22 protein-coding genes are annotated in these 23,345 nt (G+C 67.3%); 14 read left to right on the top strand and 8 right to left on the bottom strand.

Translation table 11 applies throughout. The features are described from left to right. The first annotated feature begins 80 nt into the window (after positions 1-80). Both typA and ACQ260_RS06425 read left to right on the top strand, forming a co-directional pair. Positions 81-1,943 carry a translational GTPase TypA gene (typA, locus tag ACQ260_RS06420; RefSeq protein WP_432558589.1) on the top strand — a complete coding sequence of 621 codons (1,863 nt, stop codon included), beginning with the start codon at positions 81-83 and terminating at the stop codon, positions 1,941-1,943. A 114-nt stretch (positions 1,944-2,057) separates the two neighbouring features. Beyond that, entirely contained in the window at positions 2,058-3,725 is a 1,668-nt protein-coding gene (locus ACQ260_RS06425) for a L,D-transpeptidase family protein (protein ID WP_432558590.1), read from the top strand. A gap of 54 nt (positions 3,726-3,779) precedes the next feature. Here the strand turns inward: ACQ260_RS06425 and ACQ260_RS06430 are convergent, their stop codons facing one another. The 7 genes from ACQ260_RS06430 to ACQ260_RS06460 form a co-directional block, all read right to left on the bottom strand. After that, complete coding sequence (locus ACQ260_RS06430; RefSeq protein ID WP_432558591.1) at positions 3,780-4,556, bottom strand: hypothetical protein; 777 nt, start codon at positions 4,554-4,556, stop codon at positions 3,780-3,782. A gap of 61 nt (positions 4,557-4,617) precedes the next feature. Next, on the bottom strand, positions 4,618-7,104 hold the full coding sequence (locus tag ACQ260_RS06435; RefSeq protein WP_432558592.1) for a glycoside hydrolase family 65 protein: 2,487 nt from the start codon (positions 7,102-7,104) through the stop codon (positions 4,618-4,620). A 15-nt stretch (positions 7,105-7,119) separates the two neighbouring features. Next, positions 7,120-7,827, bottom strand: coding sequence for an HAD family hydrolase (locus ACQ260_RS06440; RefSeq protein ID WP_432558593.1), 708 nt, complete (start codon positions 7,825-7,827; stop codon positions 7,120-7,122). A 66-nt stretch (positions 7,828-7,893) separates the two neighbouring features. After that, a complete protein-coding gene (locus ACQ260_RS06445) occupies positions 7,894-8,556 on the bottom strand; it encodes an FMN-binding negative transcriptional regulator (RefSeq protein ID WP_432558594.1) in 663 nt (220 codons plus the stop codon). A gap of 11 nt (positions 8,557-8,567) precedes the next feature. Then, on the bottom strand, positions 8,568-9,554 hold the full coding sequence (gene ygfZ / locus ACQ260_RS06450) for a CAF17-like 4Fe-4S cluster assembly/insertion protein YgfZ (RefSeq protein WP_432558595.1): 987 nt from the start codon (positions 9,552-9,554) through the stop codon (positions 8,568-8,570). Beyond that, positions 9,551-10,111, bottom strand: a complete 561-nt coding sequence (locus ACQ260_RS06455) for a heme-binding beta-barrel domain-containing protein (protein ID WP_432558596.1) — start codon at positions 10,109-10,111, stop codon at positions 9,551-9,553. The genes ygfZ and ACQ260_RS06455 overlap by 4 nt, the downstream gene beginning before the upstream one ends. Beyond that, on the bottom strand, positions 10,104-10,310 hold the full coding sequence (locus ACQ260_RS06460; RefSeq protein WP_432558597.1) for a hypothetical protein: 207 nt from the start codon (positions 10,308-10,310) through the stop codon (positions 10,104-10,106). Before ACQ260_RS06460 ends, ACQ260_RS06455 begins: the two co-directional genes overlap by 8 nt. A 30-nt stretch (positions 10,311-10,340) precedes the next feature. Between ACQ260_RS06460 and ACQ260_RS06465 the strand changes: the two genes are divergently transcribed. After that, positions 10,341-11,204 carry a CPBP family intramembrane glutamic endopeptidase gene (locus tag ACQ260_RS06465; RefSeq protein WP_432558598.1) on the top strand — a complete coding sequence of 288 codons (864 nt, stop codon included), beginning with the start codon at positions 10,341-10,343 and terminating at the stop codon, positions 11,202-11,204. Then, positions 11,201-11,629 carry a D-aminoacyl-tRNA deacylase gene (gene dtd / locus ACQ260_RS06470; RefSeq protein ID WP_432558599.1) on the top strand — a complete coding sequence of 143 codons (429 nt, stop codon included), beginning with the start codon at positions 11,201-11,203 and terminating at the stop codon, positions 11,627-11,629. Before ACQ260_RS06465 ends, dtd begins: the two co-directional genes overlap by 4 nt. 14 nt (positions 11,630-11,643) lie before the next feature. On the opposite strand, the gene ACQ260_RS06475 is transcribed toward dtd, so the two are convergent. Further along, a complete protein-coding gene (locus tag ACQ260_RS06475; RefSeq protein WP_432558600.1) occupies positions 11,644-12,291 on the bottom strand; it encodes a response regulator transcription factor in 648 nt (215 codons plus the stop codon). 28 nt (positions 12,292-12,319) lie between these two features. On the opposite strand from ACQ260_RS06475, the gene ACQ260_RS06480 reads away from it, so the two are divergent. From ACQ260_RS06480 to ACQ260_RS06525, 10 genes are all read left to right on the top strand, one after another. Further along, positions 12,320-12,571: a MoaD/ThiS family protein gene (locus tag ACQ260_RS06480; RefSeq protein ID WP_432558601.1), complete on the top strand. Its 252-nt coding sequence runs from the start codon at positions 12,320-12,322 to the stop codon at positions 12,569-12,571. 42 nt (positions 12,572-12,613) lie between these two features. Beyond that, a complete protein-coding gene (gene mshD / locus ACQ260_RS06485; RefSeq protein ID WP_432558602.1) occupies positions 12,614-13,552 on the top strand; it encodes a mycothiol synthase in 939 nt (312 codons plus the stop codon). Positions 13,553-13,556: 4 nt separating this feature from the next. After that, positions 13,557-15,725 carry an RNA degradosome polyphosphate kinase gene (locus tag ACQ260_RS06490; protein WP_432558603.1) on the top strand — a complete coding sequence of 723 codons (2,169 nt, stop codon included), beginning with the start codon at positions 13,557-13,559 and terminating at the stop codon, positions 15,723-15,725. Further along, a complete protein-coding gene (locus ACQ260_RS06495; protein WP_432558604.1) occupies positions 15,722-16,609 on the top strand; it encodes an NUDIX hydrolase in 888 nt (295 codons plus the stop codon). Before ACQ260_RS06490 ends, ACQ260_RS06495 begins: the two co-directional genes overlap by 4 nt. A gap of 136 nt (positions 16,610-16,745) precedes the next feature. After that, entirely contained in the window at positions 16,746-17,858 is a 1,113-nt protein-coding gene (pstS, locus tag ACQ260_RS06500) for a phosphate ABC transporter substrate-binding protein PstS (protein WP_432558605.1), read from the top strand. 130 nt (positions 17,859-17,988) lie between these two features. Beyond that, complete coding sequence (gene pstC, locus ACQ260_RS06505) at positions 17,989-18,990, top strand: phosphate ABC transporter permease subunit PstC (protein WP_432558606.1); 1,002 nt, start codon at positions 17,989-17,991, stop codon at positions 18,988-18,990. Beyond that, a complete protein-coding gene (pstA, locus tag ACQ260_RS06510; RefSeq protein WP_432558607.1) occupies positions 18,987-20,087 on the top strand; it encodes a phosphate ABC transporter permease PstA in 1,101 nt (366 codons plus the stop codon). Before pstC ends, pstA begins: the two co-directional genes overlap by 4 nt. 21 nt (positions 20,088-20,108) lie before the next feature. Beyond that, complete coding sequence (pstB, locus tag ACQ260_RS06515; protein ID WP_432558608.1) at positions 20,109-20,888, top strand: phosphate ABC transporter ATP-binding protein PstB; 780 nt, start codon at positions 20,109-20,111, stop codon at positions 20,886-20,888. A 55-nt stretch (positions 20,889-20,943) separates the two neighbouring features. After that, a complete protein-coding gene (locus tag ACQ260_RS06520) occupies positions 20,944-22,167 on the top strand; it encodes a substrate-binding domain-containing protein (protein ID WP_432558609.1) in 1,224 nt (407 codons plus the stop codon). Between the two features lie 62 nt (positions 22,168-22,229). Beyond that, positions 22,230-23,336 (top strand): substrate-binding domain-containing protein, encoded by a 1,107-nt coding sequence (locus tag ACQ260_RS06525; RefSeq protein ID WP_432558610.1) that lies wholly within the window; start codon positions 22,230-22,232, stop codon positions 23,334-23,336. Positions 23,337-23,345 lie beyond the last annotated feature (9 nt).

Genomic DNA, 23,345 nt, shown 5'->3' on the forward strand with positions numbered 1-23,345 from the left:
GTCCTGTCTGTTCGGTCAATCCTAGAAGATCGCAGAATTCGCCCTAGACTCCGCACGTCGTCCAACAGGAAGAAACGCCTATGCCCGTCCGTTCGGACCTGCGGAATGTCGCCATCGTCGCCCACGTCGATCACGGCAAGACCACCCTCGTCGATGCCATGCTGTGGCAGTCCGGCGCATTCCGGGAAGGGTCCGCGGTCGATAACCGTGTCATGGACTCCATGGACCTGGAGCGCGAGAAGGGCATCACGATCCTCGCCAAGAACACGGCGGTCCAGCACGTGATCGGCGGACAGCCGGTGACCATCAACATCATCGACACCCCGGGCCACGCCGACTTCGGCGGTGAGGTCGAACGCGGTCTGGAGATGGTGGACGGCGTCATCCTGCTCGTGGACGCGTCGGAGGGCCCGCTGCCCCAGACCCGGTTCGTGCTCCGCAAAGCGCTGCAGAAGAAGCTGCCGCTCATCCTCGTGGTCAACAAGGTCGACCGACCGGATGCGCGGATCGACGAGGTGGTCGAGGAGACCTACGACCTCTTCATGGATCTCCTCGACGACACGTTCGATGACTCGGTGCTCGATTTCCCGGTGGTGTACGCCTCCGGCAAGGCCGGCCGAGCCTCACTGAACAAGCCGGCAGGCGGAGAACTGCCGGATTCACCGGACCTCGAGCCGCTGTTCGAGACCCTGATGGAGACGATCCCCGCGCCTGCGTACGAGGAGGGCGCCCCCCTCCAGGCCCACGTGACGAACCTGGATGCCTCGCCCTATCTGGGCCGGCTGGCGCTCTGCCGCATCGTCGCGGGCGAACTGCGCCGCGGCCAGAGCGTGGCCTGGTGCCGGGCGGACGGCACGGTCCAGACCGTGAAGCTCTCGGAGCTGCTCATGACCGAGGCGCTCGAGCGGAAACCCGCCGAGTCGGCCGGGCCGGGTGACATCGTCGCCATAGCGGGCATCCCCGAGATCACCATCGGTGAGACGCTGTCCGACCCGGAGAACCCCAAGCCCCTGCCATTGATCACCGTCGACGAGCCGTCGATCTCGATGACGATCGGCATCAACACCTCACCGATGGCGGGCAAGGCCGGCAAGAATCTCACCGCTCGCCTGGTGAAGGCACGCCTGGACAACGAACTCATCGGCAACGTGTCCCTCCGCGTGCACCAGACCGAGCGGCCCGACACCTGGGAGGTCCAGGGCCGCGGCGAGCTGCAGCTGGCGATCCTGGTCGAGATGATGCGCCGCGAGTCCTTCGAGCTCACGGTCGGCAAGCCGCAGGTGGTCACGAAGGAGATCGACGGCAAGCTGCAGGAGCCGGTCGAGCGGCTCACGATCGACATTCCCGAGGAGTTCGTCGGCACCGTCACCCAGATGATGGGGACGCGCAAGTCCCGGCTGGAGCAGATGGTGAACCACGGGACGGGCTGGGTCCGGATGGAATACATCGTGCCTGCCCGCGGGCTGATCGGCTTCCGGACTGAGTTCCTGACCGAGACCCGTGGCACCGGTCTGATGCATCACGTCTTCGAACGTTACGAGCCGTGGGTGGGCGAGTTGCGGACCCGCCCGACCGGTTCCCTGGTGGCGGACCGCTCCGGCGTCGTGACGTCGTACGCCCTGTTCAACCTCCAGGAACGCGGTTCCATGTTCGTGGGCCCGGGCGCCGAGGTCTACGAGGGCATGATCGTGGGCGAGAACTCGCGCCCGGACGACATGGACGTGAACCCGACCAAGGAGAAGAAGCTCTCGAACGTCCGGTCCTCCACCGGTGAGGAACTCGAACGGCTCATCCCCCCACGGCTGCTCAACATGGAACAGGCGCTCGAGTTCTGCCGGGAGGACGAGTGCCTCGAAGTCACCCCTGTCGCCGTGCGCATCCGCAAGGTCCAGCTCTCGGCGAACGACCGCAGCAAGACCCGGAACCGGGCCAAACAGGGCTGAGCGCCGCGGTCGGGGCATTGGGCGTCACGGTTCAATAACGTTGGAACTGAGACATGGTGACCGGACTCCTTGTGTTAGGCGAATGTTGCCACTGACACCGAGCAAGGAACCGAGATGACAATCCCCCTCAAGGCCACTGTCGCGGGCGCGATCACGGCACTGCTCCTGGCAACGCCGGGGCTGGCGAACGCCGCACCGACCCCCGACCCCGAACCGAACGCGACGGTCACAGCGACGGCTTCGCCCACCCCGACCTCGCAAGCGTCGACCGGCGAGCCACAGCCGACGGCCGGGGCCGAGCAGACGGAGCCCGCGCCGACCGAGCCGGCAGCGACCGAGTCGGCACCGACCGAGGAGCCGGCGCCGCAGCAGCGGGCCAGAGTCGCGGAGGAGCCCACGGTCGCCGAAGAGCCCGAGGTCGCGGAGGCCCCCGCGCCCGCTGCCACCTATCGTGCCCCGATCGAGGCTGTCTATCAGGCGCACCGGGGTGTGCTGGGTGAGGCGCTGAGCGTCGAATTCCCGGGACAGAACAACACGACGGTCGTCCGCTTCGCGGGCGGCGTCATCATCATGAACAACGAGACCAACCGTGCCTACGCGGTCTATGGCGCGATCTATGCGACCTATGGCTCGCTGGGTTGGGAGGGTGGCGTCCTGGGCCGGCCGACGTCCAGCGAGGAAGCCGGCGGGGTTGCCGGTTCGCGGATCACCCGGTTCGAGAACGGCATCATCGTGTGGAGCCCCTCGACCGGAGCGCGGGCCGTCTATGGCGCGATTCTCGCGACCTATCGCGCGCTCGGGGCCGAATCCGGGGTGCTCGGCCTCCCGACCAGCAGCGAATTCACCGCCGGTCGCGGCGCCCGCGCGGTCAACTTCCAGCGCGGCGTGATCCTGTGGACCCCTGCTACGGGCGCGAACCCGGTCTATGGCGCGATCTTCTCGACCTATCGGGCCCACGGATTCGAGCGCGGTGTGCTCGGCCTGCCGCGGACACCGGAGTTCACCGGCGCCCGCGGTGCGCGTGTCCAGAACTACGAGAACGGCCAGATCATCTGGTCCCCCAGCACCGGCGCCCATGCGGTGTATGGCTCGATCGGGGCCGCGTACGCCAGCCTCGGCTGGGAGGGCGGCGTCATGGGACTGCCGACCACCAGCGAGTTCGCCGGCCGTGGTGGAGCGCGGGTCAACCGGTTCCAGAACGGCATCATCATCTGGAAGGCAACCACCGGAGCGTTCGGAGTGCGCGGTGCGATTCTCGGGGAGTACGCGCGCCAGGGCTACGAGGGCGGCACCCTCGGCGCTCCGATCGGCGACGAGACCCCGGTCGACGGCGGCTGGACCCAGGACTTCGAGCGGGGCCGCATCAGCCTCGTGAACGGTCGCTTCAGCATCGTGCGTCCGGGCCCGTCCGTGGACGCCCGTTGCCGCACCGGTCGCGTCCTGTGCATCTCCAAGTCCGACCGCAAGCTCCGGTGGATGATCGACGGCCAGGTGATCCGTGAATTCGACGCACGGTTCGGCTCCACCGCCACGCCGACCCGCGAAGGCTCGTTCACCGTGTTCCGCAAGGTGCGCAACGAGTGGTCCTACATCTACAACGTCCCGATGCCGTTCTCGATGTACTTCTCGGGCGGACAGGCCGTGCACTATTCGGCCGACTTCGCCGCGCGCGGCTATTCCGGAGCCTCCGGTGGGTGTGTGAACATCCGCGACTACGCCGGCATCCAGTGGCTGTATGACACCCAGGTCCGGGTGGGCGACCGCGTGGTCGTCTATTGGTGAGGACATGACGAAGGGGCGGGATCCGATCGGATCCCGCCCCTTCGTCATTCTTTGTCACTGATCGACGGTGTCCTCCACATCGGGAGCCGACGCCGTCTTCTTGGCGGTCGACGCCTTCTTTGCCGGGGCCTTCTTCGCAGCCTTCTTGGCAGGCGCCTTCTTCGCAGCGGGCTTCGAATCCTCGAGCGCTGCCTCGGACGACTCGGCCTGCGCCTTCGTCGCGTCCGAGGCATCCGCGGCGGCATTGTCGACGGTCTCACCCTGCGCCGAAGCAACCGCCTCGGGGCTGACCGCGGACGTGCTGTCGTCGGGTGCGGGTGCGCCCTCGGGGTCGAGCTTGTCCGCCGCGGACTTCGCGGCATCGGCCGCATCGTCGGCAGCTTCGCTCACGGCGTCCTCAACGGTCTCCGCGGTCTCGCGCACGGCGTCGGCCGCACCGTGGCGGAACGCCGCGAGACGCGCCTCGCCCCGTCGGACCATTTCCTCGAACGTGAGGTTGAGGTCCTTCAGCAACTCCTCGAGCTGCTCCTGAACCTGCTCCGGCAGGTTGCGCGCCATGGTCGGGGCGCTGAGCGCCATCTCCTGCGTCTGGCGCATCATCTCCTGCGCCTGCTTCGTCGCGTTGGTGAACTGCTCCTGCGCACGTTCGGTGGCCTGGTTGATCTGCTCGAGCGTCTTGGCGCGACGGTTGCGGGCCTCCTCCTGGTACGACTCCGCGTACTCCTTGAACCGCTCCGTGAGCACATCGGTCAGACCTGCGGCTGCATAAAGCGCCTTCAAGCTGGTGTCCAGCAACGGCTGGGCGGGATTGGTTTCCTTCTTCTTGGACATCAAGCCTCCTGATCTCCACCATGCTCGGCGGCGTGTCGACACCCCCACCGTAGTCGCCCGGTCAGCCTTCCCGCGAGCGGGGGACGCTGGCCGTGATCACGGAGCCATCGGCCCGGCGGCCACCCACCATGGGCAGCGTCCGACGTTCGTCCTCGGCCTCCTCGTCCGCGCCCCGCACCACCGCGACCTCCACGGGTTCCCCCGGGACAACCGTGACCTGCTCGCCCCGGACACCGACGGTCACCGCCGCGCCGCTCACGACCTCCAACCGAAGCTGCCCCGGGGTGACCCGGACATGCAGCCGGGAGTCGCGGAGGCGGATGCGGAACTTGAGCTCCGACCAGCTCTTGGGCAGACGCGGATCGAATGTGATGTGCCCGTCGTGATCGCGCATCCCACCGAAGCCATAGGCCAGCGCCGACCACACACCACCCGTCGAGGCGACATGCACCCCGTCGGCGGTGTTGCGGTGCCTGTCATCGAGGTCGACGAAAAGACCGGAATAGAAATACCGGAGAGCGAGCTCCGGATAGCCGGTTTCCGCCGCCACGATCGACTGGACGACCGCCGAAAGCGTGGAGTCGCCGGTGGTGATCGGGTCGTAGTACTCGAAATTCGCACGCTTTTCTTCGAGCGTGAAGTCATCGCCCTGGAGGAACATGGCCACCACGACATCGGCCTGCTTGAGCACCTGGAACCGATAGAGCACGAGCGGGTGATAGTGCAGCATCAGCGGCCGCTTCTCCGGCGGTGTCTTCGCGAGGTCCCACACCTCCCGATCCAGGAAGTGAGTGTCCTGCGGGTGGACCTTGATGCGTTCGTCATAGGGGATGAACATCGCGGCGGCGCACCGCTCCCACTCCTCGACCTCCGCGCAGTCGAAGTCGAGCCGAGTGGCCATCCGCGCGTACACCTCCGGCTGCTTCTCCTTCAGCTCACGCACGGTCTGGGCGGCCGTCGCGAGGTTGTCGCGCGCCATGATGTTGGTGAACAGGTTGTCGTTCACGACGGTGGTGTATTCGTCCGGTCCCGTCACCGAGTGGATGTGGAACTCGTCCCCACCGTTGTTCCGCCAGAAGCCCAGGTCGGCCCAGAACCGAGCGGTCTCCACGAGGATGTCCGCCCCCTCGTGGTGGAGGAAGTCCTGATCGTCGGCGGCCCGCACATACTTCATCAGGGCGTACGCGATATCGGCATCGATGTGATATTGCGCCGTGCCCGCGGCGTAGTAGGCGGATGCTTCCTCGCCGTTGATCGTCCGCCACGGGAACAGCGCCCCGAGCGCCGCCATCTCCGTCGCCCGCTTCCGGGCGGCGTCGAGCATCGTGTAGCGGAAGCGCAGGGCGCAGCGGGCCGCCTGTGGCATCGTGTAGGTCAGGAACGGGATCACATAGATCTCCGTGTCCCAGAAGTAGTGCCCGGAATAGCCGGAACCGGTGACCCCCTTCGCCGCGATGCCCTGTCCCTCGGCCCGGGCGGCGGCCTGGGCAAGCTGGAACAGGTTCCACCGGACGGCCTGCTGGACCGCGGACTGACCCGGGATCTCGACGTCGCACTCGTCCCAGAAGCGCTCCAGCCAGGCGATCTGATCGTCGTGGATGGCCTCGACCCCGACTTCCCGTGCCCGGTCGAGGGTCCGCTGGCAGCGGTCGGCGAGTTCCCGGACGGGCGCCCCGCGAGACGTGTGATAGGCGACGAGCTTCTCGATGTGAATCGGCACGCCCGGCTGGGCGTTGATCTTGTAGACGTGCTTGGCGTGGTCGGCTTCCGCCGAGCTCGTCTCGGTGTAGGAGTTGTCGGTGATCATCGTGTGATCGGCACCGACCGCCAAGGTCATCCGCGAGTCCGCACACCGATAGGTCAGCATCAGCCGGCCGTCGCCGCACCACTGCGATTGCGGTTCCAGGATCCGGCGCTCCACCGCCTCCGCCCGGCGCGGGTCGCTGCCCTCGGCGGTCTTGGTCATCACCGAATAGTCGTCGCGGCCGTCCTGCCGGTTGACGACCTGGGATGACACCACGATCGGCGCCTCACCGGACAGCATCGTGATCGTCACGGTCATGATCGCCAGATGGCGTTGGGTGAACGAGACCAATCGTGTGGTGTTGATCTGCACCCGCTTGCCGGCCGAGGTGCGCCAGATGATCCGGCGGCGCAACACGCCCTGTTTGAAGTCGAGCGTCCGTTCATAGGCGTCCAGATCGGCGAGCGGCAGCAACAACGGCTCGTCGTCGACATAGATCTTGAGCACTTTCGCGTCGGGCACATTGACGATCGTCTGCCCGATGCGAGCGAACCCGTGGGCGTCCTCCGCATGGCGGATGGGCCACGTCTCGTGGAAGCCGTTGACGAAGGTGCCGTGGGCGTACGCCGGCCGGCCCTCCTCCGGGTTGCCCCGCATGCCGATGTAACCGTTGCCCACGGCGAACAACGTTTCCGTGGTGCCGAGGTCGTTCTCGTCGTAGTCGGTCTCGATCAGCCGCCACTCATCGAGCGGGAATCGCGTCCTGTCCATGGGATCCACTGCCGGTGGGACCTGTGCGTTCATCGCTGTTCTCCGTGCTCAGATCAGTTCGTCGAGTTCAGCAACGACCAGCCCGGCGCCCGCCTCGCGGAGCCGATCCGCGCCGGTGCCGCGGTCCACGCCGACCACGAGGCCGAACCCGCCCGCGGCACCCGCGCGCACGCCGGACAGCGCGTCCTCGAACACCACCGCCTGTTCGTGCGGAACGCCGAGCTGGTCGGCGGCGAACCAGAACATGTCCGGTGCCGGCTTGCCGGGGATCCCCTGCTCCGCGGCGACGAGCCCGTCCACGATGACCGGGAAGCGATCGACGATGCCCGCAGCGGTCAGCACCCCACGCGCGTTCTTCGACGACGACACGATGGCTTTCGCGATGCCGCGCTCGTCCAGGAAGTCCAGCAACCGCAACGATCCGGGATAGGCCTCGAGGCCCTCTCCGGACAGGGTGTCGTTGAACACGGCGTCCTTGCGGTTCCCGAGCCCGCAGACGGTCTCGAGGGCCGGATCGTCGGTCGGATCGCCATAGGGCAGTTCGATCCCGCGCGACGCGAGCAGCGCCTGGACGCCGGCATAACGCGGTTTGCCGTCGAGATAGTCGTAGTAGTCGGAGTCCGCGTACGCAGGCGCCCCGCGCTCGGCCAGATAGGCCGTGAACAGGTGTGCCCACGCCGCCATGTGCACATCAGCGGTCGGTGTGACCACCCCGTCGAGATCGAGCAGAGCAGCACGGAAGTTGTCCCAGATCACACAGGTGACCCTATTACCCCCGCCCACCGAGACCGAACCCCCACGTTCGCCCGGCACCGAGGCAGCTCAATCGGTGCGATAGCGCGTGCGCAGCGGGGGCCACTGTTTCCCGCGGTTGGCCCGTTCGACCGCATCCGCGGCCGCGTGGTCCCCGAGCCCGCGCAGGCCGGCGACGATGCCGCTGACGATCTCGGGCGACTTGTTCTGCGACAGCTTGGCCTTGGCCTCGATGCGGGTGATCGTCAGTTCCACCCCGACGATGGCCCGGCACATGCCCGCGACGAAGTCGGCCGGGGCGTCCTCGATCGTCCACGGCTCGGCGAAACCGGCTTCGAACTTCTCCGCCTGTTCCCGCACGTGGGCGAGCAGCCAGTCAGGGTCGGTGTGCACGGTCACGTGACCGTGCACGTGCGCGACGACATAGTCCCAGGTGGGGACCTGGTGGACGCCGCCACCGACATACCACTTCGGCGAGACATAGCAGTCCACCCCGTGGACGACGACGACCGATTCGGCATGGCCCGCAGCCAGCGCATCGGCGTGCGGGTTCTGCCGCGCCAGATGCGCCCGCAACGAGCCCTGCTCCCCGACGGACGCGTCGAACGTCCAGGGCAGATAGGTGATCTCGACCCCGTCGCCGTGCGGGGTGATCAGGTCCGCAGCAGCGATGCCGTTGAGGAGCTCGAGCGTCTCGTCGCGGCTCATGGCGAACCGCTCGGGAATCCACATGGGCGGGCTGCTCAGAGCTTGGGCCGGATGTGGAGACCGACCTCGGGATCCACCAGGGGCTCCTGCGCGGCCGCGATTCCGGCGACCTCGAGAGTCGCGTCGACCGGAGTGTTGCGTTTCACGAGCCCGAGCGCGATCGGGCCGAGTTCGTGGTGCCGCGACGAGCTGCCGACGAAGCCCAGGGCTCGCCCGTCCGGCTGGCCCGCGGGCCGCAGTTCGGCGCCCACTGCCGGCAGTTCCTCCATCGACCCGTCGAGATGCAGCAGCACGAGCCGGCGCGGCGGCCGCCCGAGCGTGTGGACCCGCGCGACCGTCTCCTGCCCTCGATAACAGCCCTTGTCGAGATGCACCGCGACCTCGATCACGCCGAGTTCGTTGGGAATCGTCCGTGCATCGGTGTCGACGAAGATCCGAGGAACGCCGGCGGCGATGCGCAGGGCCTCGAACGCCCACAGACCCGCCAGCGGCGGCTTCTCGCCGTCACCGAGCAGTCCGAGGAATTCGGTCACGTGGTCGCGCGGGATGAACGACTCGTGGCCACCGAGCGAGTCCGCGCCGGCTCTGACGATCCGGTGACCGGCGGGCGCCGGGCCCGGTTGCCAGACGACCGCCAACTCCGGCGTACGCAACGCGACCTCGACCCGCCGCATGAACACCATGCGCTGCAACCACTCGACGAGCGCCGCCCCCCGGCCCGGCTCGGTGTGCGCCCAGAAGACGTCGCCGTCGTCGACGCCGTACAGCACGTGCTCGACATGTCCCTGCGGAGACAGGACGAGCGCGGTCGTGCCGACCCCGGGGGCGAGTCCGGTGAGGTGCTGGGTGGTCAACGAATGCAACCAATCCAGGCGGTCCGGTCCGGAGATCGAGATGACATCGCGATGATCGAGGAGCACCGCACCCCGGCCCTCGCTCAGAAGTCGCTGCTCACCGATGGGGTCGCCGTAGTGCCAGGCAGCGCCCGCGTCGGGCCCCGTCTCGACCTCGACCCGGCTCATCGCGAGGCCCCGCGCGGTCCGTCGCGACGCTCCAGCTCACCCGACAGCCAGGGCTGCATCGGCACCTCGTGGTCGGCGCGGTCGACCGCGAACATCATCTTGCCTCCGATGTAGCCGTAGATCCGGCTGCCGGCCGTGTGGGTGCCCTGGCTGAGAACCGCGTCGGTGGTGAGTTCGATCTTGGTGGCCAGCTCACCACCGGGCTTCGACTGCAGCCCCGTGATGGTGCCGTGCCACGTCGCCGCGACCCCCTCCGGATTGCAGATCACCGCCATGACCGTGTTCTTCTCGCCCGGGATCCAGAATCCCGACTCCATGACCACCGGGTCGCCCGGTTTGCCGTCCTCGTCGACGAAGACCTGCAGGAGATAGTGGAGATAGGGCTGACCGTTGTGAGCGAAATCGATCTGCTGCAGCACCTTGCGGTCGCCGGCGCCCGGCCACTGGGTGTGACCGTGGCCCTCCCAGTGCCCGATGAGCCAGGACAGCCCCCGCAGATCCGGGTGCATGCCGTCGGGGAAGGAGAAGTCCAGGCTCCCCTGCTCGTTGTCATTCATCGTCGTCCCGTTCTTCGTCGTCGTCCTGCCCGGATGCGTCCCGCCCCGGGGCTGCGGCCGTCAGCGCTATGCGATCGGTGCGCGGGGGCCGACCCCGCAGCACTCGCACGGCGGCGATCAACGCCCCGATCCCGGCCGCGACCGCCAAGGCGACCAGCAGCCAGGTGTGGATCTCGCCCGCGGTGGTCTGAAGGAGCACCCCGCAAGACTAGTTGAGAAAAAAGATGGCATGCTGAGGCGCATGGAGACGGCGGCGACGGAGCAGGTGACGTCCCCGCCGAAGGCGCACGCGGCGGCTGCCGCGCTGGTCGCACTCGCGGCCCTTTTCATGTTCGGTCTGCGGTTCGCCTTCCCCCAGTGGTCGCTGTGGTGGTTGCTGGTCGGGTACGCACTGCTGGCCACCGGGCTGGGTCTCGCGTGGCGGCTCGACCGGGAACTGCTCAAGGATCTCGGGCTGATCGGGATCGGCATCTTCATCGTCTCGCTGACTTCGGTCGAGGCGGACGTCAGCTGGCCGTCGTTCTTCCGGATCGGGTCGGTGCTGCTCGCGGCCGTGCTGACCCCGGTGCTCATCGACCGGCTGGTGTTCAAGCGCCGCGCGATCAGATTCCCACTGATCACCGGCCGGAAATGGTCGCGGCTCGAGAAGAGCTATCTGTTCCTCGTGCCGTTCCTGGGCTGGCTGATCCTGCCCTTCTATTTCATCCGGTCGGGCGCCTACCAGAACTGGCCGCACATCACCGACACCAGCGAGATCGTCCGTTTCTTCATCGGCGTCAACTTCGTCGGCACCTGGGACGAGCTGTTCTTCATCTGCACCTGCTTCGCGCTGCTGCGCCGCCATTTCCCGGTGTGGCTGGCGAACATCCTGCAAACCGTGATCTTCGTGTCGTTCCTGTGGGAACTGGGCTATCGCGCCTGGGGACCGTTCATCACCGCGCCGTTCGCACTGCTGCAGGGCTATATCTTCGGCAAGACCGGGTCGTTGTTGTATGTGCTGATCGTGCACCTGTTGTTCGACGTCGTCGTGTTTCTCGCGATCGTGCATGCCCACAACCCCGGACTGCTCCCGTTCTTTCTGGTGTCGCCGTGAGGGTCGTGGTGCAGCGGGCGGCGGAGGCTGAGGTGCGCGTCGCCGGTGACGTGGTCGGCCGCCTCCCCGCGCCCGGGCTGGTCGTCCTGGTCGGGGCGACCCACACCGACACCGCGGCCATCGCGGACCGGCTCGCGGACAAGGTCTGGAAGCTGCGGATCCTCGCCGATGAGAAGTCGGCCTCCGACATCGGCGCGCCCATCCTCGTCGTGTCCCAGTTCACGCTCTATGCGGACACCCGCAAGGGCCGGCGCCCGTCGTGGAGCGCGGCAGCGCCCGGAGCGGTGAGTGAGCCTTTGGTCGAGTCGTTCGTCGCGGCGTTGCGTACGCGGGGTGCGCACGTGGAGACCGGGGTTTTCGGTGCGGACATGCAGATCGCGCTCGTCAACGACGGCCCGGTGACGCTGGTGCTGGACGCCGACTGAATCGACGGCCCGGCTCAGCGCGGGTCGAACCGATAGCCGACGTTGCGAACCGTCCCGATCAGGGACTCCGCGTCTCCGAGCTTCGCCCGCAGTCGGCGGACGTGGACGTCCACGGTCCGGGTGCCCCCGTAGTAGTCATAGCCCCACACCTCACTGAGCAATTGCTCGCGGCTGAACACTCGCCCCGGATGGGCGGCGAAGAACTTGAGGAGCTCGAACTCCGTGTAGGTCAGGTCGAGGCTGCGGCCGTCCAGCCGAGCCGTGTAGGCGGACTCGTCGATCTCGACCCGTCCCGCACGAATCACGTCGTCGGAGGCATCGGTCGCCGCCAGCAGCCGGATGCGGGCCTCGACCTCCGCAGGGCCGGCCGTGACCAGGACGAAGTCCTGCGGTGCCCACTCGGGGGACAGCGCGGCCAGTCCGCCCTCGGTGACGATCAGCAGAATGGGCAGTCCGTTGCCGGCGGCTTGGAGCGTACGACACAGATTCCGCGCACCCACCAGATCCAGCCGCGCGTCGATGACGACCACGTCCGGTTCCGCGTTGAGCAGGCTGGCACTCTCCATCGCCGCGACGGACAGCTGGTGCGACAACAGACCCAGCGCGGGGAGAATCTCTGCGGAGGTGGCGGTGTCCCGGGTGAGCAGGAGCAGTTGCGCCATCAAAGATCTCCCGTGCGAGGATGCGGCCATGGTTCCCGTTTCGATCCGCTATTGGGCCGGCGCAGCTGCAGCTGCCGGCGTGGACCAGGAAACCGTCGAGGCAGCGACGGTCGCCGAGGCCCTCGCGCAGGCCGGTGACCGGCGGGGACCGGACCTCCAGCGAGTGATCGGGATCAGCAGCATACTCGTGGAAGGGCGCCGGATCGCCACCGACGAACGCGACGCGCAGCTGACCGCGCCGATTCAGGTCGAGGTTCTTCCGCCGTTCGCGGGCGGGTGAGGCGAGGCCACCCGGACATCACGATCGGATAACGTACGCCGCATGACCGCGACCGCCACTCCGATTCCGGAGACCGTTTCGACCCTCAGTGCCGACCAACGTCTCCGGGTGCAGTCCCTCATAGCCAAGGCCCAGGAGTCGGACGGCGTCGCACCGTGCAACGAGGCAGCGATGCTGGAGATCGGGCGCACCACCTGCGATCCGGGCACCGCCCATCAGCTCTGCCGTGTCGGTGACGAGCTCGCCGGCTATTGCTTTCTCGACCACACCACCGACGATCCGGTCGCGCAGTTGGTGGTGGATCCCGAGCATCGCCGCCGTGGGGTGGCGACGGCGATGATTCGCGCCCTGGGTTTCGATCCCCGGGATCCGGACGGCGCTCACCGGCTCGCGCAGGGTTTCGCGTTGCGGATGTGGTCGTTCGGTGACCTGCCTGCTGCCCGGGCTCTGACGACCGCACTCGGCTATCAACCGGTCCGGGAACTGTTGGTCATGGCGCGGGCTCTGACGGACCTGTCCGCGGCGACGCTCCCGGACGGCGTGAAGGTCCGCGCCTTTGCACCGGAGGATCTGCCGGACCTCGTCCGGGTGAATGCCCGAGCCTTCGCCCACCATCCCGAACAGGGCGCGATGACCGACCAGGACTTCCGCGAGCGCATGGCCGAGCCCTGGTTCGACCCGACCGGCTTGTTGATCGCCACCCGGGAGGACAAGGTGGTCGGCTTCCACTGGACGAAGCGGCATGATGCAGCGACCGGTGAGGTCTATGTGATCGGCGTCGATCCTGCGGCGGCCGGTGGCGGAGTGGGCCGTGCACTGCTCCACCTCGGCCTTGCGCACCTCGCGGACGGGGGTGCGGAGCGGGTGATCCTCTATGTGGAGGGCGATCAGCGCTATGTTGTCGATCTCTATGAGTCCACCGGATTCGAGATTGCCAACCGCGACATTATGTATTCGTCGCCCACCCCAGAAACCGCCTGAGCCCATGGACATCCCTGTCACTACCGGCCTGGCCGACCGCGCCGAGGCCGACCCGCTGGAGACCCAGCCGGGCGACCTGACCGACGAGGAGGCCTGGTTGCCGGAGGACCGCTTCGCCGAACGCGAGCTGTCCTGGCTGTCGTTCAACGAGCGGGTTCTCGCCCTGGCCAAGGACGCCGGCCGCATCCCGCTGCTGGAGCGAGCGAAATTCCTCGCGATCTTCTCGTCCAACCTGGACGAGTTCTTCATGGTGCGAGTGGCCGGGCTCAAGCGCCGCATCGCAGCCGGCGTGGCCACCCCGAGCGCTTCCGGCCTTCTCCCCCGCGACCTGCACGAGGCGATCCTGCGGCGGACCCGCGAGCTCGTCGAGGAACAGTCGCGAGTCTTCAGCGACGATGTCCGCCCGGCCCTGGCGGCCGAGGGCATCCACATCCTGCCCTGGGCCCAGCTGACCGGGACCGAGAAGGACCAGATGCGCACGCTCTTCGCGGAGCGCATCTTTCCCGTGCTCACACCGCTCGCCGTCGACCCGTCCCATCCGTTCCCCTATATCTCCGGCCTCTCCCTCAACCTGGCCGTGTTCCTGCGCAATCCCCAGACCGGGCTCCGGCAGTTCGCCCGCGTCAAGGTGCCGAACGTGCTCAGCCGCTTCATCACCCTCGGCAACGGCCGGTTCGTCGCCCTCGAGGACGTCATCGCCCACCATCTCGACCAACTGTTCTCCGGGATGCAGGTGCTCGCCCACCACGTGTTCCGGGTCACCCGCAACGAAGACCTCGAGGTCGAGGAGGACGACGCGGAGAATTTGCTTTTCGCTCTCGAGAAGGAACTGCTGCGCCTCAAGGTGGGGCGGCCGCCGGTGCGGCTCGAGGTCGAGGACGACATCGACGAGCAGACCCTCGACCTGCTGCTGGACGAACTCGACATCGACGAACGGGAAGCCTTCCGCGTCTCGAATCCCCTCGACCTGACCGGCCTGTTCTCCTTGGTGTCCATCGACCGCGAGGATCTTTCCTATCCCGCCTTCCTGCCAATCACCCACACCCATCTCGCCGAGGTCGAGACCGCCCAGCCCGCCGACCTGTTCACCTCCCTGCGCAAGCGGGACGTGCTGCTGCAGCACCCCTATGACTCCTTCGCGACCTCCGTGCAGCGGTTCATCGAGCAGGCCGCCGCTGATCCGCAGGTGCTCGCGATCAAGCAGACGCTCTATCGAACGTCCGGCGACTCCCCGATCATCGATGCGCTGATCGAGGCCGCCCAGGCCGGCAAGCAGGTCCTGGCCGTGGTCGAGATCAAGGCCCGCTTCGACGAGAAGGCGAACATCGCTTGGGCACGGAAACTGGAGCAGTACGGCGTCCACGTCATCTACGGCATGGTCGGCCTCAAGACCCACTGCAAGCTGTCCCTGGTGGTCCGGGACGAGGCGGAGGGCCTCCGCCGATATGCCCATATCGGGACCGGGAACTACAACCCGAAGACCGCGCGGATGTATGAGGACATGGGCCTCCTCACCTCCAACCCCGTCATCACCGACGACGTGGCGCGAGTGTTCAACCACCTGTCCGGTGGCACCGCGGAGACGCGCTATCGGCGTTTGCTCGTGGCGCCGCACTCGATCCGGCAGGGCCTGCTGGATCTCATCGAGGCCGAGATCGCCCATCACCGTGCAGGCCGGGAGGCGCGCATCCGGATCAAGGTGAACTCGATCGTCGACGAGACGATCACTGACGCGCTCTATGCGGCGTCCCAGGCGGGCGTTCCGGTCGATCTGTGGGTGCGTGGGATCTGTGGCGTACGCGCGGGAGTCCCCGGGCTGAGCGAGAACATCCGGGTGCGGTCGATCCTGGGTCGCTTCCTCGAACACTCACGTCTGTTCTGGTTCAACAACGGCGGTCGGCCCGTGGTGGGCCTCGGCTCGTCCGATTTGATGCACCGCAACCTCGACCGCCGGGTGGAGGTGCTGGTCGGGATCACCAACCCGGGCCATGTCGCTCAGATCGGGGAGCTCTTCGATCTCGCCTTCGACGACGGGACCGTCGGCTGGTGGCTCACCGCGGACGGGTGGGTCGAACACACTCGGGGGCCCGACGGCAGCCCGCTCCGTGACCTGCAGGAACACCTCATCCACGTCACCGCCGGCCGTCGTCGCGCCAAGGAGCCAGGGAAATGAAACAGCCGGACGTGCGCGCAGCCGGCGCGGTGGTCCTCCGCCGCGAGGCCGACGAGACCGAGGTGCTCGTCGTCCACCGACCTCGCTATGACGACTGGTCGCTCCCGAAGGGGAAGTTGGACAAGGGCGAAACGGACGCCGCGTGCGCAGCTCGGGAGGTCGCCGAGGAGACCGGGGTTCGGGTCCGCCTCACCGCACCCCTGTCCCCGCATCGCTATCGGGTCCAAGCCGGTCTCAAGCAGGTCGACTGGTGGCTCGCCGAGGCCTACGGCGAGCCCGGTGATATCCAGGACGTCCACGAAGTGGATCAGACCGAGTGGTTGCCAGTGTCGGAGGCGATCGAGTGGTTGTCGTATTCCGATGAGCGGGACCGACTGATGGAGGCCGTTGCGTTGCCGCCGGTCACTCCCCTGGTGATCGTCCGGCACGCGAAGGCGTTGCCTCGCAAGCTGTGGGCCGCTCTCGACTCGGAGCGGCCGATCACCGACTGGGGCCGCCGGCAGTCGCGGGCTCTGATTCCGTTCCTGACGGCATTCGGGATCCGCCGCGTGGTCTCTTCGTCGGCGACCCGCTGCCTCCAGACCGTGAATCCCTATGCGCGGGCCCTGGCACTCCCGCTCGAGGGCTGGCGGGAGCTCACCGAGGAGACGAGCGCGCGGGATCCCGATGTGGCTCGCGTCGTGGCTGCCGAGTTGGCTGTGCACACCGCCCGGAATGCGACTGCCACGGTGGTCTGCGGTCATCGCCCAGTCCTGCCCGCCATGCTCGAAGGGGTCGGCGCACCGCCCCAACCGTTCGCGACGGCCGAGGCCCTCGTCGTTGCCCTCACAAATGACGGCACCCCGGTCACAAGTCGCAGCCTGGTCCAGAGAATTGGCCGATAACGATTCCGCATACCCGCTTGTCGTTCACCTTCCGTTAACCAAAACAGTCTGGATCGGTCACTCGTCGTGCCTACCGTGCGAACACGGAAGCCGGGGATTTCCGGCTCGAAAACCCGTCACCCGTGAAGGGAAAACCGTGAAGATCCTCCCCGTCGGCGCATCTCTCGCCGCCGCATTCGCACTTGTCGTCACCGGCTGCGCTGCCAACGAGACCCCGACCACCCCCGCCGGCCAGGGCAATGGCCAGCAGCAGGGCCAGACCGGCGAGCAGCTCCAGGGCCAGATCCAGGGCACCGGCGCCAGCTCGATGCAGGCCGCCCAGGAGGCCTGGATCGCGAAGTACCGCGAGCAGCAGCCCGGTGTCACCGTCAACTATGCGCCCGAGGGCTCCGGCGCCGGCCGCACCGCGTTCATCAACGGTGGCGCCGCGTTCGCCGGTTCCGACCGTGCGCTGAAGGACGACGAGATGGGCGCCGGCAAGTTCGCCAAGTGCACCCCCGAGTCCAACGCGATGAACCTCCCCGTCTATGTCTCGCCGATCGCCGTGGTCTACAACGTCGAGGGCGTCGACGAGCTGAAGCTGGACGCCGCCACGCTGGCCGCCATCTTCAAGGGCGAGATCAAGAACTGGAACGACCCGAAGATCGCCGCGCTCAACGAGGGCGTCACCTTCCCGGACCAGGCCATCACCCCGGTTCACCGGTCCGACAACTCGGGCACCACGGAGAACTTCACCGACACCCTGGAAAAGGCTGCCGGTGACGCGTGGGGCGAGAAGGCTTCCGGTGACTGGCCGGCCGCCTTCGGTGGCGAGGCCGCCAAGGGCACCTCCGGTGTCGTCGCCGCGGTCCGCAACGGCAACGGCACCATCGGTTACGCCGACGAGTCTCAGACCAAGGGCATGAACACGGTGCAGTACGCCCGTGAGGCCGGTGGCGAGTTCGTCGGCCCGACCGCCGAGGCCGCTGCCCAGGTCGTTGCCGCCTCCCCCAAGGTCGATGGCCGCGCGGACAACGACCACGCCCTCAACCTGGACCGCACCGCCGCCGGTTACCCGTTCGTTCTGGTCGCCTATGCCATCGTCTGCGAGGACTACCAGGACGAGACCGAGGCCAACCTGGTCAAGGACTACATCGGTTACATCACCTCCGAGGAGGGCCAGAAGCACGCGGAAGAGGCCGCCGGCAGCGCCCCGCTCGCCAGCGATCTCGCTGCCAAGGTGAAGACCTCGGTCGACTCCATCAAGTGATTTGAAAGCCCCGGGCCGGCACGGCCCGGGACCCCACTCGGCAACGCTCGCCCCGGCTCCAACACGGGGCGAGCGTTCCGATTTTCTGAACACGGTTCTATTTTTTTCGTTTGTATTGGAGACTCCAACCGTGACGACTGCACCCACGCGGGCACCGCAGGTCGAGGATGAGTCAGCCGTAGAAGTCGGACTGGCGACGAACAGGCGCGAAGTTGGCGACAAGGTCTTCAAGGGCCTTTCGTTGGGTTCCGGCATCATGATCTTCGTCATCCTCGGTCTGGTCGCCCTCTTTCTGATCCTCCAGGCCCTCCCGGCCTTTACCGCCGAACCGGGGTCGCTCCCCTACGGCAACGGCCATTTCTGGCCCTATGTGGCGCCCTTCGTCTTCGGCACCCTGTGGTCGTCGGCGCTTGCGCTGCTGATCGCCGTGCCGGTGAGCATCGGCATCGCCCTGTTCATCTCGCACTATGCACCGCGCAAGCTGGCCGCCGGCCTCGGTTACACCATCGACCTCCTGGCTGCCGTGCCCTCCGTCGTCTTCGGTCTGTGGGGCATCAATACCCTCGCCCCGGCCATCACCCCTCTCTACGGCTGGCTGACCGCCAACCTGGGGTGGATCCCGCTGTTCGCGGGTCCCGCATCCGGCACCGGCCGCACCATGCTGACCGCAGCGGTCGTGCTGGCGGTGATGATCCTGCCGATCATCACCTCGCTGTCGCGCGAGGTCTTCCTCCAGACTCCGCCGCTGCAGGAGCAGGCATCGCTCGCCCTGGGCGCCACTCGTTGGGAGATGATCCGACAGGTTGTGTTCCCGTTCGGCCGGTCCGGCATCGTGTCCGCGTCGATGCTCGGCCTGGGCCGTGCGCTCGGTGAGACGATGGCCGTCGCCATGGTGCTGTCCGGTGGCGCGGCGATCACGTTCAAGCTGCTCACCTCGGAGAACCCGAACACCATCGCCGCCAACATCGCTCTGGCCTTCCCGGAGGCGTACGGCGTCGGCGTCAATCAGCTGATCGCGACCGGTCTGATCCTGTTCGCCATCACCCTCGGCGTGAACATGCTCGCGCGCTACATCGTCAGCCTGCAGCAGGCCAAGGTCGAGGAATCCAAGGGGAAGAAGAAGCGCGCATGAGCACCTCGATCCAGGATCCGAAGCCCGTGGAGCGGAGCGTCGCAAAGAACCCGCTGACCTCCGGTCAGCTGCCCAAGTGGATGGAGCTGGCTGCCGGGGTGGTCGCGCTGGCCGTCGCCGCGGCGCTGCTCGCCCTCCTCAATTCGTTCAACATCGCGCTGCTCGTCGTGGTCGGCTTCGTGCTGTTCCTCCTCGTGATGTACGCCGCCTCGGCCGGCGTCGAGGGCGGCCGTCAGGCGGCCAACCGGATCGCCAAATACGTGGTGTTCCTGGCGTTCGCCCTGGCGATCATCCCGCTCGTCTCCCTGATCTTCCAGGTGATCAGTCGTGGCGTGGGCCGCTTCGATGCGACCTACTTCACCAACTCCATGAGTGGCGTCTACGGCGACATGGCGGGCGGCGCCGTCCACGCCATCTGGGGCACCCTGATCATCACCGGAATTGCCACCCTCATTTCGGTGCCGATCGGGCTGTTCACAGCGATCTACCTGGTGGAGTACGGCGGCAAGAACGCGCTCGCCCGCGGCATCACGTTCCTTGTCGATGTCATGACCGGCATCCCGTCGATCGTCGCGGGCCTGTTCGCCTTCTCGATGTTCGTCCTGTTCGTCGGCCCCGGCACCAAGTCCGGTCTCGCCGGCGCCGTGGCGCTCTGCATCCTGATGATCCCCTACGTGGTCCGCAATGCCGAGGAGGTCCTCCGTCTGGTCCCGCGTGGTCTCCGCGAGGCCTCCTACGCGCTTGGTGTGACCAAGTGGCGGACCATCCTCAAGGTCGTCATCCCGACCGCGATCTCCGGCATCGTGTCAGGTGTGATCCTGGCGATCGCCCGCATCATCGGCGAGACCGCGCCGTTGCTGGTCACCGCAGGCCTGGCCACCAACATGGTGACCAATCCGCTGCCGGATCCGACGATCAACCAGATGACCACCCTGCCGGTGTTCGTCTATTACCAATACATGCAGCCCGGCACCAACCCCGACGCGAACTACGCGCGTGCGTGGGCAGGCGCCCTGGTGCTGATCCTCATCGTGATGGCGCTGAACCTCATCGGCCGGTTCATCGCCGCACGATTCGCCCCGAAGACCAAGAAATAATCCCCCGGACTGGAGAGACACATGGGAAAGCAACTTGAACTCAAGGACCTGTCGATCTACTACGGGAAGTTCAAGGCAGTCGAGAGCGTCAACATGCTCATCGAACCGAACGCCGTGACGGCGTTCATCGGCCCCTCGGGCTGCGGCAAGTCGACCGTGCTCCGCAGCCTCGACCGCATGCACGAGATCACCCCGGGCGCCTGGGTGGAGGGCGAGGTGCTGCTGGACGGCCACAACCTCTATGCCAAGAACGTCGACCCGGTGCGGGTGCGCCGGCACATCGGCATGGTGTTCCAGCAGCCGAACCCGTTCCCGACCATGACGATCGCCGACAACGTGCTCGCGGGGGTCAAGCTCAACTCGAAGCGCATGCCGCGCTCGGAGCAGCAGGACCTCGTCGAGCAGTCGCTGCGCGGTGCGAACCTCTGGGAAGAGGTGAAGGACCGCCTCGACCGGCCCGGCGGCGGCCTGTCCGGTGGGCAGCAGCAGCGTCTCTGCATCGCCCGTGCGATCGCGGTCAAGCCCGAGGTGCTGTTGATGGATGAGCCCTGCTCCGCTCTCGACCCGATCTCGACCCTCGCCATCGAGGATCTGATCCAGGAGCTCAAGCAGAACTACACCGTGGTCATCGTCACCCACAACATGCAGCAGGCCGCTCGTGTCTCCGACAAGACGGGCTTCTTCAACATCGAGGGCACCGGCAAGCCCGGCAAGCTGATCGAGTTCGACCGCACCGAGACGATCTTCTCGAACCCCTCGCAGCAGGACACCGAGAACTACATCTCCGGCCGCTTCGGCTGACGACGCTCAGCGAGCGATGCACAGAACGGCATCATCCCGGTCCTAGACTGGGGTGATGCCGTTCCGTTCTTACCGGGTGGCGGCCGGCTTGTTCGTGGCCGCGCTGGCGCTCACCGCCTGCCAAGCACCGCAACCCGAGGAGCTGCCGACAGCCCCCTCCCCCACGATGGACGAAGCAGCACCCTGCCCGCCCGGGGACCTGCTCATCGAAACCACCACGAGCGATCAGCCGTTGTTGGACGCCCAGTCGGTCGACTACAGCGCGTCCTGCCAGAACCGGGCTCGGCTGACAGTCGGCTCGGCGAGGGACGGCGGCACGACCAGCTTCGTGAACGGCCTTGTGCACATCGCGGGAACAGATACCCCGCTGGACGAGGAGAGCCTGCGCCAGGCCGAGGTGCGGTGCCTGCGGCATCCAGCCTGGCACCTCCCGGTCGCGGCCGACCCGATCGCAATCGTCTATCGCATCGACGGCGTCGACACCCTCACGCTCGGCCCGGGCACTCTCGCGAAGGTCTTTTCCGGTGTCATCACCCATTGGAACGACCCGGAGATCCTCGCTGCCAACCCGGGCGCGACGTTGCCCGACGAACGCATCGAAGTCTTCTTCCGGTCCGGGCGCACCGGCGCCACCCGGGCCTTGGGCGACTATCTGAACAGGGCAGCACCGGAGGCCTGGCCCGTTGGGGGCACGCCGTCCTGGCGCGGCGCCGGGCAAGCCCGGGGCAGCGCCAAGGAGGTTTTCGACGCCGTGGGCAGCACGGCGAACGGGATCGGATATGTCGAGCAATCCCAGTTCCCCCAACCCGTGGCGACGCCGACACCCTCGCCCAGCCCGACGCCGACGCCGTCCCCGGCGGACACGGAGTCGCCGGGCACCGTCTCGTCCCCCGGCGCTACCGCCCGGACCGCGACACCGACCCCGGAGCCCGACGAGACCACCGAGCCGTCGCTGCTTCGCCTGCTGCAGGACGAACCGCTGGCCCTCACCGCCGATACCGCCCAGCGGGGGGTGGAAGCACTGCTGCCTGCCGGTGACGGACACGACTTGGTGCTGCCCGCCCCGGAAACCGCCGCAGACGCCTGGCCCATCGCCCGGATCAGTTATCAGGTGGTGTGCTCGGCCGCCCCGCGCTCCGACCTCGCACCACTCGAGCGCGACTGGGTGACCTATCTCGTCGCCGACGAGACCCAGGCCGAGTTGGCCGAATCGGGCCGAGTCGCCCTGTCACCGGCCGTGCGCGAACGGGTCCGGGCAGCCGTGGACGCACTCAGCTGACCAGTAGGCTGTCGCGGCACGGTCCCGGCCGTGTCCGGCGGTCACACGCGTGAAGGAGCCCGATGTTCAACCACCACCGCACCCGACGAGCCGCAACTCTGATCGCTGCAGTGGTCAGTTGCCTGCTCATCGCAGGGTGTGGCACCGCGCAGACGAACCTCACTGACGACGAGACGGTCGACCAAGGACCGGCCCGGTGTCCCGGGGGCCAGGAATTGAAGGGTGCAGGATCAACCGCGCAGCACAACGCCATCGACCACGTCGCCGCGACCTACGAAGCCGTGTGCGACGACCGGGTCGGCATTCATTACGAGGCAACCGATTCCGAGGCGGCGATCAGCACGTTCCTGGCGGGCACGGTCGACTGGGCCGGATCGGAGACGCTCCTCACGCAGGATCAGCAGGCCGCGGCAGCCGACCGATGCACGGCCGGGGAGGCCCGGAGCCTGCCGTTGGTGGCGGGATCGGTGGCCATCGTCGTCAACCTTCCGGGAGTTGACCAGCTGACCCTGTCGACGCCCGTTCTGGGCAAGATCTTCGACGGTGGGGTCACCCGCTGGAACGACCCGGCGATCGCCGACCTCAACCCGGGGCTGCCTCTTCCTGACGGCGCGATCGACGTTGTCGCCCGAGAGGACCAAAGCGGTCTGACCGCGGGACTCACCCGCTATCTCGCGGACAACGGTGCGTGGCCGGCCGACAAGGTCGGCGAGGAGTGGGCCGGCACCGGTGAGCGTCTCGGCCGTGCCGCAGTGCTCGCCACCCTGCGCGGGACGCCGAACTCGATCGGTTACGTCGAACTCTCGGCGGCCAGGGACAACGGCCTCACCGTTGCCCGGATCGACAGTGGCGCCGGCCCTGTCGAGTTGACTGCTGAGTCCGCAGCGGCGGGCTTGGCCCGGGCAGAGATGTCCGAACGGGACGGAGAGCTCCGGCTCACCCCGAACTATGTCGATGCGCCCGCTGGGGCCTACCCGTTGCAGATCGTGAGCTATCAGATCGTCTGCACGACCGGGCTCACGCCTCGGGCGAAGACCTTGCTCCTGAAGGACTTCCTCGGTTTTCTGGCCTCGGATCCGCAACAGGCCGCGTTGGGCGAGCTCGGTTATACGCCGCTGCCGGAGTCCGCGCGCGGACCCGTGCGGGATGCGATCGCCCAACTGCGCTGAGACATGGCC

This window comes from Ammonicoccus luteus (genome assembly GCF_050880385.1).
Lineage (GTDB): Bacteria > Actinomycetota > Actinomycetes > Propionibacteriales > Propionibacteriaceae > Enemella.